Here is a 16360-nt window from a genome sequence, read left to right as displayed (position 1 = left end):
GCTCACTCCATCCGGGAACCCGCGGCACAGGGGCCTCGCCATGATCGAAGTACGGGTACAGAGCCTCGGAATCGACCAGGGAACAAAAAGCCCGGTCGTCATCCTGCAGGAGCTGAACGGCGATCGTATGCTGCCGATCTGGATCGGGCCCGGGGAGGCCAGCGCCATCGCCATGGAGCTGGCGGGCATGAAGTTCTCCCGCCCGCTCACGCACGATCTGGCGGCCTCCCTCATTCGTGGCCTCGGCGGCGCGCTGACGCGCGTGGTCATCACCAAGGTGCAGGAGAACACCTACTACGCCGAGATGGTGATCCAGCGTGGATCGGAGCTTTTCTCCATCGACGCCCGGCCCTCGGATTCGATCGCGATCGCCCTGCGAATGAAGGCGCGGGTGTTCACCTCGGAGGAGCTCCTCAGCCCGACGCCGATCGAGATGGTGTCGGAGGAGGATACGCCGCAGTTCCCACGCAGCCCCGGCGAGGGATCGTCGCTCTCGGCGGAGCAGCTCCAGGACTACCTTCGCAAGCTCAAGCCGGAAGACCTCGGTCGCTTCAATCCCTGATTTCGTGAAGTCTTCGATTTTCCGCGGCGCGGCGGCGGCTTTCGCCGCCGTTCTCATGGCTGTCGTGTCCGCGTTCGCGCAGTCTACGCCCGGGCGCACCCTCACGGGAACCGTCCTGCTCGAGGATGAGCCGGTACCCTCGGTTCCGGTAACGTTGCACCGCGTCACCGCGGAGGAGTCCGGGCCGATCGGAACGCAGGTCTCCGACAGCGAGGGGCGCTTCAGCTTCGACCTGCCGGCGCCGGATACCAGCGCCTTCGAGGTCTTCCTCGTAACGGCCGAGTACCACACCGTGCGCTACTTCGGGCAACCGGTGCACGGGGGCGTAGTCCCGGCCGATTACTCGGTGGCGGTCTACGATACGACCTCGGTGCTCCCGGGAGCCATCCGCGTGGCGCGCCGCGACATGGTGCTCCTCCCCGAGACGACCGGGGGGTGGGAGGCCAACGAGATCATCCGGCTGCACAACTCGGCGGACCGCACGCTCGTCTCCGCCGACGGGATGCCGACCTGGGAGATGCGGCTTCCGGCCGGGGTCACGGATTTCCAGGCGGGGGAGGGAGAGATGACGGCACCGGAGGTGGCCCGCATGGGCGACCGGGTTCTCCTCCTCTCCTCGATCCTCCCCGGCGACCGGGAACTCTTCATCCGCTACCGGATCCCGCCCGAGCTGGAGGAGGCCGTGCTTCCGCTCGGCACTGCCACCGACACCTTCCACGTCTTCGTCGGGCAACCGTCTCCGAGCCTCGAGGTGGAGGGGATGGCCACGACCAAAGTGGTGGAGGTGCAGGGTCAGCGGTTCGTGCAGTACGGAGTGACGGGGCTGGAGGCCGGTTCGGAGATCGCGCTGCGTTGGGACGCCCCTCTGACTCCACCGATCTCGCCCGAGGCCGCCGGGGCGGGCGCCGCGCTCCTGGTTCTGCTGGCGGGGAGTTGGTTCGCCGCTCGTGCCCGTTCTTCGCGCCGTTCGACTGCGCCGGCAACGCCTGCGTCAGGATGATTCGAAGTGTCTCGGGTAGACGATCGGGCTCTGATTCTTCAGGGGTTTCCGTACAGCGACACCAGTCGCATCCTGAAGTTGTTCTGTGAGCGACATGGGCTGCGTACGGTGATTGCCAAGGGGGCCATGCGTCCCAAGAGCCGTTTTGGCGGCGTGCTCGAGCCCTTCACCGAAGGGAGAGTTCAGTTCCACCTCCAGGACGGCCGCGAGATGCACACGCTCAGCGGGTTCGACCTGCTGCGCAGTCGCCAGTCGCTGGGGAGGAACCTCGTCTCTTTCGCTGGCGCGTCCCTGCTGGCGGAGCTGGCGCTACGCTTCGCCACCACCGAGGCCGATCCGGAGCTCTTTCATCTCCTCGTCCGAGAGCTGGACCGGTTGGGCTCTGTCGATGAGGACGCGGCGGCCGGCGTGGCACTGGCGGCGGTCTGGCAGCTCGTCGCGCGACTCGGATTCGAGCCGCGGCTGGATGCATGCGCGGGATGCGGGCGTCCGATCGGGCGAGACGAGGCGAGCCGCTTCGATGTCGAGGCCGGGGGGGTGGCCTGTACGCTGTGCCGTCCGCAGGGCCGCATGGTGGATGCGCGGTCCCGATATGAGCTCGCGCGGATGTGCCAGGGAGTTCCCGCGGTCGACGCAGGGTCGGACTGGGGACTGCATCGTGCCCTGCTGAGGGCCTTCGTGACGGCGCATCTCTCGGCAGAGCACCGGCTTCGGTCGCTGGACCTTTTCGTAGAGCTGCTGCCCCACCAGGGCGGTGCGGCCGGAGGCGGCACGAACGCCGAATCTTCAACTGTTCCTTGACCTTACCTGATCGGCGTCTCTATACTGGCGGGCGGAGGTCTACCGCTGCCGCCGCCGTAACACCGATCAAGCGCATGGTCATAGCGCAGCAAGTATTTACCCGCGAACAGCGAGGTGCCGATGGGGCGCACCCGGTCTGTTCTGCTCATCCTGGTGCTGCTCGCCGGCTCCCTCTCGCCGCCGGCCGGAGCGCAGGAGCAGGAGCTGAGATCGTCACCGCCGCTGGAGCGCGGTCGAACCTTCCAGCTCGAGCCGAACTACCCGAACCCGGTCAGCTCGGAAACGTACATCCCATTTACGCTCCACGGCGATCTGTTCCAGAATCGGGACAGCGTCGTCGTCTCACTGCGGATCTTCAATCCGTTGCGCCAGGTGGTCGCAATTCCGGACCTGGTGGACGAGGACCGCGGTGGCAGGATGCCGATCATCAACCTGGCCTTCCATGAGCCGGGGCGGAAGATCGCGCACTGGGATGGCAGGAACGAGGCCGGCCAACCACTCCCCTCGGGAGTCTACTACTGTCAGCTCGAGATTCGGGGCGAACCCGAGCCCCAGACTCGAAAAATCATCGTACTGAATCCGAGGAGACGACGCACGATCATTCCCTGGTTCGGCAATGAATGAGGCCGGTCCGCGACGATGCACGGACCGGCCTCTTTCGTTTCGCGAGGGGCCAGCGGGTCAGTCGATCAGGTACAGGAAACGGCCGCAGCTCTCGCAGAAGCGAAGTTCCTCGTTGCGTTCTGCATCGGAGGCGAGCGCGGTCGGCACCGACACGAAGCAGCCATAGCAGATCCCCCGGATCACCGGGACCACGACCCTTCCGCGTCGTCCCGCGAGCCGGCGATAGCGGCTCTGGACCCGGGGGTCGAGCGCCGCTTCCATCTCCTCGATCTTGCGAGTTAGCTCCTGCAGCGCGTTGTCGACCTGCATGGCGAAGAGCCCCTCCTCCACCTCCCGTTCCTCGGTTCGCTGCTCCAGCTCCCGTCGCTGCGACTTCAAATCCTGGATCTCCAGGAGCATCTCCAACTGCGGATTCATGCCTTCCTCCAGGGACTCAGATGCCTTTTTCTTCGAGCAGCGACAGGAACTCACGCGGACTCTGGATCTCGCGCAGCCGGGCGGCCACGTCGGGCTCCTTCGAAAATTGCGCGATCTTGCCGAGAACGGGGAGGTACTGATTGGATACTTCCAGCGGGGGCGCGACGATGAGGAAGATGAAGTAGACGGGCTGCTCGTCGATCGCCTTGAAGTCCAGCCCGGAGGGCTTGCGGCCGAAGGCCACTCGCAGGCGGTTGACCACCAGGGATCGACAGTGGGGAATGGCGATCCCTTTGCCGATCCCGGTGGAGCCCAGATTCTCTCGCCGCTTCAACATCTTGTAGAGGATGCCCTCGGATTTCTCGTCGAGGCCGAGGACGCCGATCAGCTCCTTCAGTACCTCATCCTTCGACTCCCCTTGCAGGTTGAGCTGTACAACGTCTTCCGTAAAAAATTCCCGAAGCTCCATGTGCAATATCCTCCCGGGGTCGCCGGAACGGTAGCAGTTCAAAAGTTGGAGTTCGGAATGTACGCCCCTGCTCGGATTGTGTCAAAGCAATCCCGCGCCGCAACGCGGGTTAGACACTTTCGAGCCGTGCGCCGACAAGGCTGCGGAGGCGGCTTCGCTGGGCGTGGGCGAGGTTGAGATAGCCCTGCACCGAGGCTATATTTACAGGATGCACCTGGATTTCTTTCAGCAGCTTCGCTCGGGTCGCGTACCCCTGTACCTCGCTCCGCAGGCGGGTGTGAGCGAGTCGCCCTTCCGGCGACTCTGCCGCAGCTTCGGGGCGGACGTGGTGGTGTCCGAGTTTGTCTCTTCGGAGGGAATCCGGCGCAGGGACCGCCGCACCCACGAGTATCTGCGCTTCGATGACGCGGAGCGGCCTATCGGGATCCAGATCTTCGGGGCCGACCCGGAGGCGATGGCCGAAGCGGCGGCGCTGGTCGAGGAGGTGTATGCCCCGGACTTCCTGGACCTGAACTTCGGCTGCCCGGTGAAAAAGGTCGTGAACCGCAACGGCGGGTCCGGGTGCCTGCGCGACCTCGATCTGGTCGAGAGGATCATCCGCTCGGTGCGGGCGGCGATCTCCATCCCGCTGACGGTGAAGGTCCGCAGTGGCTGGAGCGAGGAGATGCGCAATCCCGTGGAGATCGCGCTCCGCTGCCAGGACGCCGGAGCCGAGGTCCTCACCCTGCACGCGCGCACGCGCACGCAGATGTACGGGGGTCGCGCCAACTGGGACGAGATCGCAGCCGTCGTGGAGGCGCTGGATATCCCGGTGATCGGCAACGGGGACGTGTGGACGGGCGAGGACGCCCGCCGGATGCACCAGCATACCGGCTGTGCGGGGATCATGATCGCGCGGGGCTCGCACGGCTCTCCCTGGATCTTCCGCCAGGCGCGCGCCGCGCTGAGTGGTGAGCCGGTGCCCGCCGATCCCGACGTGGCCGAGCGCTTCCGGATCGTGCGGGAGCATGCGCAGCTCGCCATCGCCTACGAGCGGGACGAAGAGAAGGCGATGATCGAGTTCCGCAAGCACCTGGGCTGGTACACGAAGGGCCTGCCCAACGGCCGGATGCTCCGCCAGGAGCTCTTCTCGGTCACCCGCCTGGAGGAGGCGGAAGCGCTCCTCCGGGCGTACGAGGAGCAGGAGCTGGGGGTGGCGGCGTAGGGCGCCGGACGTGCCACGACGCCGCAGGGGCTCGTTGCCGTTCCGAGTCCGACCGTGGCATCCTGAAGCCAGACCCCGTCATCCTGAGGCCAGCGAAGGATCCCGCGTGGGCGCTGGCACTTGACGCGGCCTTTCGGTTCGCGCTTCGTGCGCCCTGCGCGAAATCCAACTGTAGGGTCGCCCCTTGTGGCAGCCTTGTGGCCGCGCGCACGAGAAAGCAGCGGTTGACGAGGCGGAACGCGGATTCTGTCCTGCTTGCGCCCGCAAGGGGCGCCCTTACGGGCCGGTCACGTGCCGTACCGAGCGGCACATCGAAAAAGGCCTTGCAGAACAATGACTTAAGCCCCGCGTCGAGCCGCTTCCGGACCTTGACTCGTGGCTCTTCTTTCGCTAGATTGTTTGACGCTGTTTGACAACTGGGGGTGACCTGGCTTCGACGCGTATTGTGAAGTCCTGGTTGCGTGCCGAGGTCTCCGAGTGCCTCGTAAAATAAGCGGAATCTATCAGTAACTGCGAACGATAACTTCGCTCTGGCTGCGTAAGTCGAACCCATAGGCGGTTCCTTCGCACCCGTCTGTCGTTCAGGCCCGCTCGAGTCGGGGCGGCAGGCGTCGCAAATTCGAGCCTGGCTCATTCCGGGGCCATGACCGGATGAGTGAGACTTACATGGCTGGCTCGTGAGAGGCCGCTCGCTGGCCGACGAACGGGCGAGGAGAAAGGAACAGCGAGATACGCACGTAGATACCGGGAGGGATCGATAGGCGGACAGGGGTTCGACTCCCCTCACCTCCACTGAAAACCCGCGCCTGGGAACGCTCCAGGCGCGGGTTTTTTGTGGCCTCCGACGCCGCTGTGGCGGGGTCGCGCGGTGCAGGGCAGTGGACAAGGACCGGACGCTCAGCTCCTCGCCGCCGCAGCCTCCATCGCGGCCTGGAATCCGATCGTGCGACCGCGCGGGTACTCGCGCTTCAGCGAATCCGCCAGCTCTTCGTATTCCTTCTCCATCTCCGGAGTCACCGACGCACGGGTGTCCTTGAGCGCGGCCTCGAAGAGGCGCATCGGCACCCGTTCGATCTCGAGACTCTCCCGCAGGGCGAGCAATCCGGCGCGACGCACCAGGTCCTCGAGGTCGGCGCCGGTGTACCCGCGGGTGGCGTCGGCGAGCCGTTGCAGGTCCACGTCGTCATCCAGCGGCATCCCGGAGGTGTGGATCTTAAGGATCTGCAGGCGCCCCTCGACCCCGGGCACAGGCACGTAGACCAGCTCGTCGAAGCGTCCCGGGCGAAGCAATGCCGGGTCCAGCAGCGTGGGACGGTTGGTGGCGCCGATCACCACCACGCCGCGAAGCTCCTCCAGCCCGTCCATCTCCGCCAGCAGGGTGTTGACCACCCGCTCCGTCACCGCCGGCTCGCCGAGCATCCCGCCGCGCTGCGGGACCAGCGAGTCGATCTCGTCGATGAAGATCACCGTGGGCGCCACCTGGCGCGCTCGCTGGAAGAGGCGGGCGATCTGCTGCTCCGACTCGCCGTACCACTTGGAGAGTAGGTCGGAGGACTTGGTGGCGATGAAGTTCGCCTCCGACTCCCGTGCCACCGCCTTCGCCAGCAGTGTCTTGCCGGTTCCCGGGGGGCCGTAGAGGAGGAATCCGTTCGCGGGCCGGATACCGAGCCGCCGGAAGGCCTCCGGGTGCTTGAGCGGGAGCTCGATCCCCTCGCGCAGCGTCTCCTTGGCCTCGTCGAGGCCCCCGATGTCGTCCCAGGAGACGTCCGGAACCTGGATCATGATCTCCCGCATGGCGGAGGGCTGGACCCGCTTCAGAGCGTTGAGGAAGTCGTTCCGGTAGACCCGCAGGTTCTCCAGCACCTCCGGCGGGATCTCGTTGCGATCGAGGTCGATCTGAGGCAGGGTACGGCGCAGCGCCTCAATGGCGGCCTCCCGGGTGAGGGCCGAGAGGTCCGCGCCGACGAACCCGAAGGTGACGCGCGCCAGCTCGTCGATGCTGACGTCCTCGGCCAGCGGCATGCCGCGCGTATGGATGGCGATCACCTCCCGCCGTCCCTGCTGGTCGGGCACGCCGATGACGATCTCGCGGTCGAAGCGGCCGGGTCGCCGGAGTGCCTCGTCGATCGCGTTCACGCGGTTGGTGGCACCGATCACCACCACGTTCTGGCGCGGCTGCAGGCCATCCATGAGGGTGAGTAGCTGAGCCACGACCCGTCGCTCGAGCTCTCCGGTGACCTCGGAGCGCTTGGGGGCGATCGAATCGATCTCGTCGATGAAGATGATGGAGGGGGCCTTCTCCTGGGCCTGCTGAAAGACCTCCCGAAGCCGCTCCTCCGACTCCCCGTAGTGGCGCCCCATGATCTCCGGGCCCGCGATGCTGAAGAACTCCGCGTCGGCCTCGTTGGCGACGGCCCGCGCCAGGAGCGTCTTCCCGGTGCCTGGTGGACCATGGAGAAGGACCCCCTTGGGCGGATCGATCCCCAGCCGATTGAAGAGCTCCGGATGCTTCAGCGGCAACTCGATCATCTCCCGCACCTGCTCGATGCTGTCGCCGAGACCTCCGATATCGTCGTAGGTGACGTCTGTGCGACGCATCTCCTCCGGCTCCGTGTACTCCGGGAGGAGCTCGATCTCGGTGTCCTCCGCCACCTGCACGATGCCGCGGGGCAGGGTGGAGACCACGATCAGCCGGATCTCCTGGAGTGCGAAGGCAGGCTGCTGTAGGAAGGTCTTGAAGATGTCCTCCGGGTACCGACCGGCGGCGGAGGGGCTGAGGGTGCGCTGGTAGACGGCGGTGGAGATGTGGTCGCCCGCGACCAGCGGCCGGCGGAAGAGCGTGCGACGCAGCAGTTCCGGCGACCCGGAGAGCCGCACGTTCTTCTGTCCGGGGGCGATGGTGATCCGCCGCGCCGGACGGACGTCCGCCTTCCGCACCTCCACCATGTCGCCCATGGTGACATCCGCATTTGCGCGCTGTAGGCCGTCCAGACGAATGACCTCCACGCCGACGTCCTCGGGGTAGGGGTTGAGGCCGATCGCGGCTGTGAGCCGCTTTCCCTGGATCGCGATGATCTCCCCCTCCTGGATCCCCAGCGTCTCGAACGCGCGGCGTCCCAATCGGGCCACCCCCTTGCCGGCATCTTCCGGCTTCGTGCCGGCCACCTGGAGCCGGACTACCCGCTCTTCGCTCTCGGCCATCGCAGTCGCTTCCCTAGTTCTCTGAGGTGAACTATGCCGCGCGGGTAGCGAGCAATTTTCGTGCGGCCCTCCGCACCGGTTCTCCACACTGTTTTCCACACCGGAATAGCATGGCGTGACGCCAGAATATTAGGCTACCTAACATCTATTCCTTGACGCTAAGGGCGATTGCCTCGGCGTCGTCTGGCGTCCGGATTTTATGAGGGACCTGCGCGACGTGCGCCGATCTTGCACCAAGGAGGGGCCGCGCCCCTTGCATGCCAGGCAATCCTGGCGCGTCCTTTTCCTGCTTCCGCCGTCCATCTTCCGGCCACGACGCCGAGGAAGTAGCCGGCCGCGCCGGGGTCAACAAGGCCTTGCCGTTCCCCGGGCGCCACACTAAATAGCATGTCATGTCGTTTGCGCCGAAGTATACGCCAGAGAAACTCAATATGAGCGACGCGTCCGTCTTACCTTATCGCACTGATGCTCTGGCGCTGAGCGAATGGCTGGAGGCGCGGGCGCGGGGCCGCAGCGCGGAGCAGTTGCGCAGCGCAGCGGATTCGCCGAAGGCGGTGGAAGGGACGGCTGCGGCTGCGGCGGCCCTGGGGTTCGTGGAGCCGCTGCACGGCGGGCTGACTGCGCTGGGGGAACAGTTCGCCCTCGGGGGCGCGGAGGAGCGGCGGCGGCTGCTGCGGCGGGCCGTCCTTGCGTATCCGCCGTATCGGGAAGTGATCGACGCGCTCGCCGACCGGGGCCAGCCGGTAGAGACCGAAGTGCGCTGGATCGAGGCGTTCTGGGCCACCCGAGGCCACGGCGGGAGCGAGAGCAATCGCCGCGAGGGGGCGGCGGCATTCGGGCGGCTGGTGGATTTCGCGGGGCTTGGCGAATACGTCCAGGGCCGGCGCGGCCGCCCGACACGCATCCGGTGGGTTGAGCGAACCGATGGCCGCGGCACCGCCGCCCCCGCAGCGCGTCCGCCACGGCCCCGAGCAGAGGAGGCCCCGGACCTGTTCGACGCCCCCGGAGCGACGCGGGAAGCGATCCGCGCGATCCCCACGCCGTCTCACCCGGTTCCACGCGAGTTCCCCGAGGCGCACGCGCGGCCGCCCGCACGCCCAGATGGTGCGGGCCGGGTGGAGGCACCCCGCTCCAGCGCGGGTGGTCGGGTGGAAGTCCCGGTGAACCGGATCACCGTCCCTCTCTCTGGGAACGCCGCCGCGCGCATCGAGGTCCCTCTGCGCCTCCCGTCGAGCGAGAAGCGCCGCCTGCTCGATCTGCTGGAGCTCCTGATCTCCGAAGAATGACCGCCTGGAGGGGCGGAAATCGGCGCTGGCTGCGCCTTTACACTCCCTCGCCCCCGGGGTACATTCCGCGGCTCGCTGGCGGCGGTTCGCCGCCTCTGATCGAAGCCTCTGCCGCAGTCCGTATTGCCGCCATGTCGCCGACCCATCCGCTGAGTGCCGAGCGCCTCGACACCATCCTCCAGCAGGCGGAACACGTCCGTGTTGCGGTGGTCGGGGACCTCATGCTGGACGTCTACCTGAGCGGAACCGTCTCCCGGATCTCGCCCGAGGCTCCGGTGCCAGTCGTGCACGTGCAGGAGGAGCGCAGTGCGCTGGGTGGCGCGGCGAACGTGGTGGCGAATGTGGTTCGCCTCGGGGCACACTGCGATGTGCTCGGAGTGGTGGGTCGTGACGCCGGTGCCCGGGCCATCCGGGAGGCGCTCGCCGTCCTCGGAAGTGGCGTGGTTCGTCCTCTGCTCGTCGAATACGCGGAACGGCCGACCACCACCAAGACGCGGGTGATGGCCCGCAAGCAGCAGGTGGTCCGCTTCGACCGGGAGGCGGAAGAGGATCTGCCGCCGGAGGCCGCCCACGAGCTCTGCGAGCTGGTTCGCGATAGCGCCCGCGCGGCCGATGTCATCGTGCTGGAGGATTACAACAAGGGGGTCCTCACCCCGGCTGTGATCCGCGCCGCCATGGAGGCTGCTCGGGAGCGGGGAATCCCGGTCGTGGTCGATCCGAAGTTTCGCCACATCTTCGAGTACCGGGGCGCCACGGTCTTCAAGCCCAACGCCTTCGAGCTCACCTCCGCGCTCGGTGTGCCGATCCGGCCCCATGACGACGCCTGGCTGGAGGACGCTCGGCAGCGCTTCGGGTGCGAGCACCTGCTCGTGACCCTCGGTGAGGAGGGGATGGCGTTGCAGTCGGCCGGGTCGGCCACTTTCCGCATCCCCACCGTGGCGCGGGAGGTCTACGACGTCTCGGGGGCGGGCGACACCGTCACGGCCTGCGTCGCGGTGGCGATCGCGGCGGGGGCCTCGATCCAGGAAGCGGCGGTAATGGCGAACGTCGCCGCGGGGATCGAAGTCGGGAAGCCAGGGGTGGCCACGGTCAGTCCGGAGGAGCTGCGGGAAGAGGTCCGCGAACTCATCGAATCGCTATCCTGAGCAAAGGAGTGGCATGGCGTCCATGCAGGTGATCCAGACGCCCGACGCGCCGGCCGCGATCGGGCCCTACAGCCAGGGGGTCGTGCACGGGGGCGTCCTCTACACGGCCGGTCAGATCGCGCTCGATCCGAAGTCCGGAGAGATCGTGGGAGAGAGCGTCGCCGAGCAGACCGAACAGGTGCTGCGGAACCTGGGGGCGGTGCTGAAAGCGGCCGGAGCGTCGTTCAGCACGGTCCTCAAGACCACCGTCTTTCTGCGTGACATGAACGACTTCGTGGCGATGAACGAAGTCTATGCCCGTTATTTTGTCGACCACCGCCCCGCACGTGCGACCGTGCAGGTGGCCCGGCTCCCGCGGGACGTGGCGGTAGAGATCGAGCTCGTCGCCGCCGTCCCTGAGAGCGGGAGCCAGGGCTGATCACACTCCTCCAACCTTCTCGGGAATTCTGGTAACCTTCATGGTGAATCCTCACGTTTTTCGGCAGTACGACATCCGTGGTGTGGTCGGGCGCGATCTCGACACCGGCTTTGCCGAGGCTCTGGGTCGCGCCTTCGGCACCATGCTGGTCCGTCGACGCGGAGGCGGCAGCGGCTACACGACTGCGCTCGGGCGGGACAACCGCGTGACCTCCGACGACCTGGCAGCCGGGATCCGTCGCGGTCTGGTGGCCGCCGGCATTCACGTGATCGACGTCGGGACCGTACCCACCCCGGTGCTCAGCTTTGCGGCGGCGGAGCTCGGCACCGACGGCGCGATCCAGGTGACCGGCTCGCACAATCCTCCGGAGTACAATGGCTTCAAGCTCACGATCGACGGCCGGTCGCTGTACGGACAGGCGATCCAGGACCTGAGAGCGCTGATCGAGTCGGAGGGCTTCGTCAGCGGGGAGGGGACGACGGAACGGCGCGACATGATGCCGCAGTACATCGAGTCGGTCGCCAAGCGGTTCCCCGTGCAGCGTCCGGTCAAAGTGGTGCTCGACTGCGGTAACGGCACCGGGAGCCTGGTGGGCGTCGACCTCTTGCGGGCGATGGGTCCCCAGGTCGAGGTCGTGCCGCTCTACTGCGAATCGGACGGCACCTTCCCCAACCACCACCCCGATCCGGTGGTGGATGCCAATCTCCAGGACCTGATCGCTGAGGTGCGGCGGACCCACGCGGACCTCGGCATCGCCTTCGACGGCGACGCCGACCGGATCGGCGCCGTCGACGACCGGGGGGAGATCGTGCGGGGCGACATCCTCGTGCTGCTCTTTGGCCTTGACCTGCTGGAACGCAAGGGACCGGGTCAGAAGGTGGTTTTCGACGTCAAGTGCTCGCAGGCGCTCCCCGAAGTGCTCTCTGCCGCCGGCGGAGTTCCGATCATGTCCGCGACCGGGCACTCGCTCATCAAGCAGCGGATGAAGCAGGAGAACGCGCCCCTGGCGGGCGAGCTCTCCGGCCACATCATGTTCGGCGAGGACTACTACGGTTTCGACGACGCGCTGTATGCCGCGGCGCTACTCATCTCCATTCTCTCGCGCATGGAGCAGCCGCTCTCACAGAGGCTTCAGGAGTTCCCCAGGTACTACTCGACCCCGGAGCTCCGCTACGCCACCACCGAAGAAGAAAAATTCGATATCGTGCGGCGGGCGGTGGAGCACTTCCGCGGCTCCTACGAGGTCGTCGACGTGGACGGTGCTCGGGTGCTGTTTGGCGACGGGTGGGGATTGATCCGCGCGTCGAACACCGAGCCGGTTCTGGTGGGACGGTTCGAGGCCCGCACCCCTGAGCGGCTCGGGGAGATCCGGGACCAGATGGAGAGCTGGCTCCGGGACCAGGGTATCAGCACCTGACCAATGATGCCGCGCCGGCGCCGGATCGCGGTCATCGGCTTCGTCCTGCTGGTGCTCGTCCTGGTGGGCGGGCGCCTGGGGGCGGAGTTCGTGGAGGACCTGCTCTGGTACCGGACGCTGAACATGCAGGGCGTCTTCTGGGTGCGCTGGACGGCCACGGTGGCCGTCCGGGTTACCCTGGCGCTGCTCTTCGCGGTCGGCATCTACATCAACCTCGCAGTCGTCACGCGAACGCTCGGGGCGATCCGGGTGCGGCGCCGGGTCGGCAACATCGAAATCGCCGAGCAACTCCCACAGCCCTACATCGTCGCCGTCCTCCTTTTCATCGCGGGCCTGTCAGGCTGGTGGCTCTCAGCCGGCATCTCCGATCCCATGGCGGTGCTCGCGGCCCTCCGCCACTCGCCGTGGGGCCTCAACGATCCCTTCCACGGACACGACGTCTCCTTCTACGTCTTCGTGCTGCCCATCCTTGACCAGCTCCAGGTGCTCTGCGGCCTGCTGGTGGCGTGGGCGGCGATCCTGGTGGTCTCCGCGTACGCGGTGACGGGTGCAATCAAGATCGCTGGCGGCCAGCTCCAGTTCTCACAGATCGCCCTCCGGCACCTGGGGGTCCTCGCGGCGATCTTCCTGGTGATCGTCGCCTGGGACCTCTGGATGGATCGTTACGGGCTGCTCCTCTCGGGGAACGGGGTGAGCGGGGCGATCGGCTACACCGACGTGCACGCCCGCCAGCCGGGCCTGTTGGTGATGTCGCTCCTCTCTGTCGCCACGGCCGGGGCAGTGTTGGTGGGGCTCTGGCGAGACCGCCGTCACATCGCGTTGATCTCGCTGGCGGTCCTGGTCGCCGCGGGCGTCCTGTCGCGAATCGTCGTGCCAGCGCTGGTGCAGAAACTGGTGGTGGAGCCGAACGAGGCCGCTCGGGAGCGCCCGTACATCGCCCGGCACATCGAGTTCACCCGTCGTGCGTACCAGCTCGACGACATGCGCACCGCACGCCTGCCGTACGGGGGTTCGTCCCCGCCGTCCGACTCGGCGGTGCTGCGGGCCATCTCGGAGGCACCCCTCTGGGACCCCCGCCCGCTGCATACGACCTTCAACGAGAAGGAAGCCCTCTACGCGTACTACACCTTCTCCTCCGTCCATCCGGACCGTTATGAAGGGGAGCAGGTCGCCATCGGGGTGCGCGAGCTGGATCCGAGCGCGCTTCCCAGCACCGCGCAGACTTGGCAGAACCTGCACCTGACCTACGTCAGCGGGCAGGGAGTGGTGGTGGCCTCCATGGCGGCGATGGCGCAAGACGGGAGCCCCGTCTACTACGTCCGCGACCTGGGCCCGCCGAGCCTCGCTTCGGGGGCGCCGCTATCACTGCAGATCGAGCAGCCGGAGATCTACTTCGGCGAGCGGACACTGGGTTACGTGGTGGTGGAGCCGGACGCCGAGCCGATGGGGATCCCCCTCACGTCCTTCTGGCGGAAGCTGGTCTTCGCCTGGGCGTTCCAGAGCCGCAACCTGTTGCTGTCGAGCAGCGTGGGGCAGGGGAGCAAGCTGGTCTACCGTCGCTCTATCGCCGACCGCGTGCACCGTGTCGCTCCATTTCTGCGTCTGCTGCCGACCCGCGGGCTGCTTCCCGTGATCCACGAAGGCCGCGTGGTGTGGATCGTGGACGGGTACACGGCCACCACCTCTTTCCCGCTGTCGCGGCGGGGGGCTCTGGAGGACCTCCAGGTCCGCTACGTCCGCAACAGCGTCAAGGCCACGGTCGACGCGATCACCGGCGAGGTACGGCTCTACGTCGTCGATCCCGACGATCCGATCCTGCGGACCTACGCGCGCTTCTTTCCCGGGCTGCTGGAGCCGCTGGATTCCATGCCGGAGGGCCTCCGCGCCCACCTGCGCTATCCTGCGCCTCTGCTGGAGCTGCAGGCCGCCGTCCTCGGGGATTACCACCTGCGTGATCCGAACCTCTTCTACGCGCGCCAGGACGTCTGGGCAGCGTCCATGGAGATCTACCGCGCACAGGAGCAGCAGGTGGGGGCGACCTACGCCACGCTGCCGCTGCCCGGCACTGACGAACCTGAGTTCCTGCTCACCCTCCCCCTCTCCGCCCGCGGCCGTCCGAACCTGGCGGCGCTCCTCATAGCCAGGAACGATTCGGACGTGTACGGTGAGCTGTATCTCTTCGAGCTTCCCCGCGAGGAGGTCGTCCCCGGGCCGCAGCAGATCGAAGCGCAGATCGATCAGAATCCCGAGATCTCGCAGCAGCTCTCCCTCTGGAAGGAGGGGGGAAGCCAGGTGATCCGAGGGCGGCTCCTGGTCGTCCCGGTGGACAGCACGCTGATCTACGTGGAGCCCCTCTTCCTGGAGGCCAACCAGGCGGCGACCCCTCAGCTCGAGCGGGTGATCCTCTCGAGCGGACGGAACGTGGTGATGCGTCCCACGCTGGAGGAAGCGGTCTCGGCGCTCTTCAGCGAGGATGCTCCGGCGACTACGCCGCCTCCTCCGCAGCCGGTTGTGACCCTGCCTCCGCAGCCCACCGGCCCTCGGAGCGACCCCTCCATCCAGCGCGTCCGGAGGCTGGTTGAACAGGCCGAAGCGCGACTGCGTGCGGGCGACTGGGCGGGCTTCGGCGAGAGCTGGAGAGCGCTCAAGCAACTGCTCGCCGAAGCCGATTCTACCGCCGATCCCTAAGTCCAGCCGCCGCTTGCCGCTCCCCCTGCCAGGGATTATCATTGCGCGGTTTCTATCGCTCCCTGCGATCTAGCGTTGCCGCGGGATCCGCTTCGCGGCGTGGTCCGCAGCGGCCCATCTCGGGCGCATCGGAGCGGAAACACGGGCACAGCCGCGCTGCCTCGAGCGGCCGGCAGTACGCCGCCGCCCGCGACCAGGTGGCGGCGTGCGTATGTAGATCCCGAACGGCCTGGAGCGTGAGCGCCGGCGGCCGTCTGCTCAACTACCAAGGAGCCGAATGAATATCCACGAGTACCAGGCGAAGGAGATCCTTCGCTCGCACGGGATACCGGTGCCGCCCGGGGAGGTCGCGGCGACGCCGGAGGAGGCGGAGAGGCTGGCCCGTCAGTATGGCGGGACGGTGGTGGTGAAAGCCCAGGTACACGCGGGGGGACGCGGCAAGGCAGGCGGCGTGAAGCTCGCTCGCTCGCCGGAAGAGGCTGCCGAGCACGCCCGGCGGATCCTGGGCATGGAGATCAAGGGCCTCCCGGTGCAGAAGGTGCTCGTGACACCGGCTGAGGACATCGCCAGGGAAGCCTACGTCGGCATCGTGGTCGATCGGGCCTCCAAGCGCGCGGTCTTCATGGTCTCGGCACAGGGTGGCGTCGACATCGAGGAGGTCGCCGCCACCAATCCCGAGGCGATCCGCAAGCTCGCCGTCGACCCGCGCTACGGGCTTCTGCCTCACCAGGCCTACTGGCTCGCCACGGAGCTCTACGACGACGCCAGGCAGCAGCGTGCCGCCGCGAAGATCATGAGCCAGCTCTACGAGGCGTTCCTCGCCTCGGGCGCCTCGCTGGCGGAGATCAACCCGTTGATCGTCACGCCTGACGGCGAGGTGAAGGCGATCGACGCGAAGATGAACATCGACGACAACGAGCTCTTCCGTCGGCCGGAGATCGAGGCCCTGCGCGACGAGAGCGCCGAGGCGCCCTCCGAGGTGGCAGCGCGACAGGCTGGGCTCACCTTCATCAAGCTGGACGGCAACGTCGGCTGCTGCGTCAACGGAGCCGGCCTGGCGATGGCCACCATGGATCTGGTCAAGTACTACGGCGGGGAGCCGGCCAACTTCCTGGACATCGGTGGGTC

14 protein-coding genes and 1 other RNA gene are annotated in these 16360 nt (G+C 67.1%); 12 read left to right on the top strand and 3 right to left on the bottom strand.

Annotated features, from left to right (window positions below; genetic code table 11):
* Positions 1-40: 40 nt before the first annotated feature.
* From VF167_13545 to VF167_13530, 4 genes are all read left to right on the top strand, one after another.
* Positions 41-562 carry a bifunctional nuclease family protein gene (locus VF167_13545; GenBank protein HEX6926439.1) on the top strand — a complete coding sequence of 174 codons (522 nt, stop codon included), beginning with the start codon at positions 41-43 and terminating at the stop codon, positions 560-562.
* A gap of 4 nt (positions 563-566) precedes the next feature.
* Complete coding sequence (locus VF167_13540) at positions 567-1562, top strand: hypothetical protein (protein HEX6926438.1); 996 nt, start codon at positions 567-569, stop codon at positions 1560-1562.
* A gap of 6 nt (positions 1563-1568) precedes the next feature.
* Positions 1569-2363 carry a DNA repair protein RecO gene (recO, locus tag VF167_13535; GenBank protein HEX6926437.1) on the top strand — a complete coding sequence of 265 codons (795 nt, stop codon included), beginning with the start codon at positions 1569-1571 and terminating at the stop codon, positions 2361-2363.
* Positions 2364-2483: 120 nt separating this feature from the next.
* Positions 2484-2987: a hypothetical protein gene (locus VF167_13530; protein HEX6926436.1), complete on the top strand. Its 504-nt coding sequence runs from the start codon at positions 2484-2486 to the stop codon at positions 2985-2987.
* A gap of 57 nt (positions 2988-3044) precedes the next feature.
* Here VF167_13530 and VF167_13525 read toward each other — a convergent pair whose 3' ends face one another.
* The gene (locus VF167_13525; GenBank protein HEX6926435.1) at positions 3045-3404 is read right to left on the bottom strand and encodes a C4-type zinc ribbon domain-containing protein; all 360 of its coding nucleotides are present in this window, start codon (positions 3402-3404) and stop codon (positions 3045-3047) included.
* A 16-nt stretch (positions 3405-3420) separates the two neighbouring features.
* Positions 3421-3873, bottom strand: a complete 453-nt coding sequence (locus VF167_13520; GenBank protein HEX6926434.1) for a PTS sugar transporter subunit IIA — start codon at positions 3871-3873, stop codon at positions 3421-3423.
* Between the two features lie 208 nt (positions 3874-4081).
* Between VF167_13520 and dusB the strand changes: the two genes are divergently transcribed.
* Positions 4082-5077 (top strand): tRNA dihydrouridine synthase DusB, encoded by a 996-nt coding sequence (gene dusB, locus VF167_13515; protein HEX6926433.1) that lies wholly within the window; start codon positions 4082-4084, stop codon positions 5075-5077.
* A 418-nt stretch (positions 5078-5495) separates the two neighbouring features.
* Positions 5496-5872, top strand: a transfer-messenger RNA (tmRNA) gene (gene ssrA, locus VF167_13510).
* A 102-nt stretch (positions 5873-5974) separates the two neighbouring features.
* On the opposite strand, the gene VF167_13505 is transcribed toward ssrA, so the two are convergent.
* Positions 5975-8278 carry a CDC48 family AAA ATPase gene (locus VF167_13505; GenBank protein ID HEX6926432.1) on the bottom strand — a complete coding sequence of 768 codons (2304 nt, stop codon included), beginning with the start codon at positions 8276-8278 and terminating at the stop codon, positions 5975-5977.
* A gap of 431 nt (positions 8279-8709) precedes the next feature.
* Here VF167_13505 and VF167_13500 point away from each other — a divergent pair, with 431 nt between their 5' ends.
* The 6 genes from VF167_13500 to sucC form a co-directional block, all read left to right on the top strand.
* On the top strand, positions 8710-9564 hold the full coding sequence (locus VF167_13500; protein ID HEX6926431.1) for a hypothetical protein: 855 nt from the start codon (positions 8710-8712) through the stop codon (positions 9562-9564).
* Positions 9565-9695: 131 nt separating this feature from the next.
* On the top strand, positions 9696-10709 hold the full coding sequence (gene rfaE1 / locus VF167_13495; GenBank protein HEX6926430.1) for a D-glycero-beta-D-manno-heptose-7-phosphate kinase: 1014 nt from the start codon (positions 9696-9698) through the stop codon (positions 10707-10709).
* Between the two features lie 13 nt (positions 10710-10722).
* Complete coding sequence (locus VF167_13490; protein HEX6926429.1) at positions 10723-11127, top strand: RidA family protein; 405 nt, start codon at positions 10723-10725, stop codon at positions 11125-11127.
* Positions 11128-11167: 40 nt separating this feature from the next.
* Positions 11168-12544 (top strand): phosphomannomutase/phosphoglucomutase, encoded by a 1377-nt coding sequence (locus tag VF167_13485; GenBank protein ID HEX6926428.1) that lies wholly within the window; start codon positions 11168-11170, stop codon positions 12542-12544.
* A gap of 3 nt (positions 12545-12547) precedes the next feature.
* Complete coding sequence (locus tag VF167_13480; protein ID HEX6926427.1) at positions 12548-15232, top strand: UPF0182 family protein; 2685 nt, start codon at positions 12548-12550, stop codon at positions 15230-15232.
* A 277-nt stretch (positions 15233-15509) separates the two neighbouring features.
* The coding region (sucC, locus tag VF167_13475) for an ADP-forming succinate--CoA ligase subunit beta (GenBank protein HEX6926426.1) at positions 15510-16360 on the top strand (851 nt) is incomplete at its 3' end.

The sequence above is a fragment of the Longimicrobiaceae bacterium genome, assembly GCA_036375715.1.
GTDB lineage: Bacteria > Gemmatimonadota > Gemmatimonadetes > Longimicrobiales > Longimicrobiaceae > DASVBS01.
Note: the sequence above shows the minus strand (reverse complement) of the source record. Positions and strands in the feature narration are given on the sequence as shown.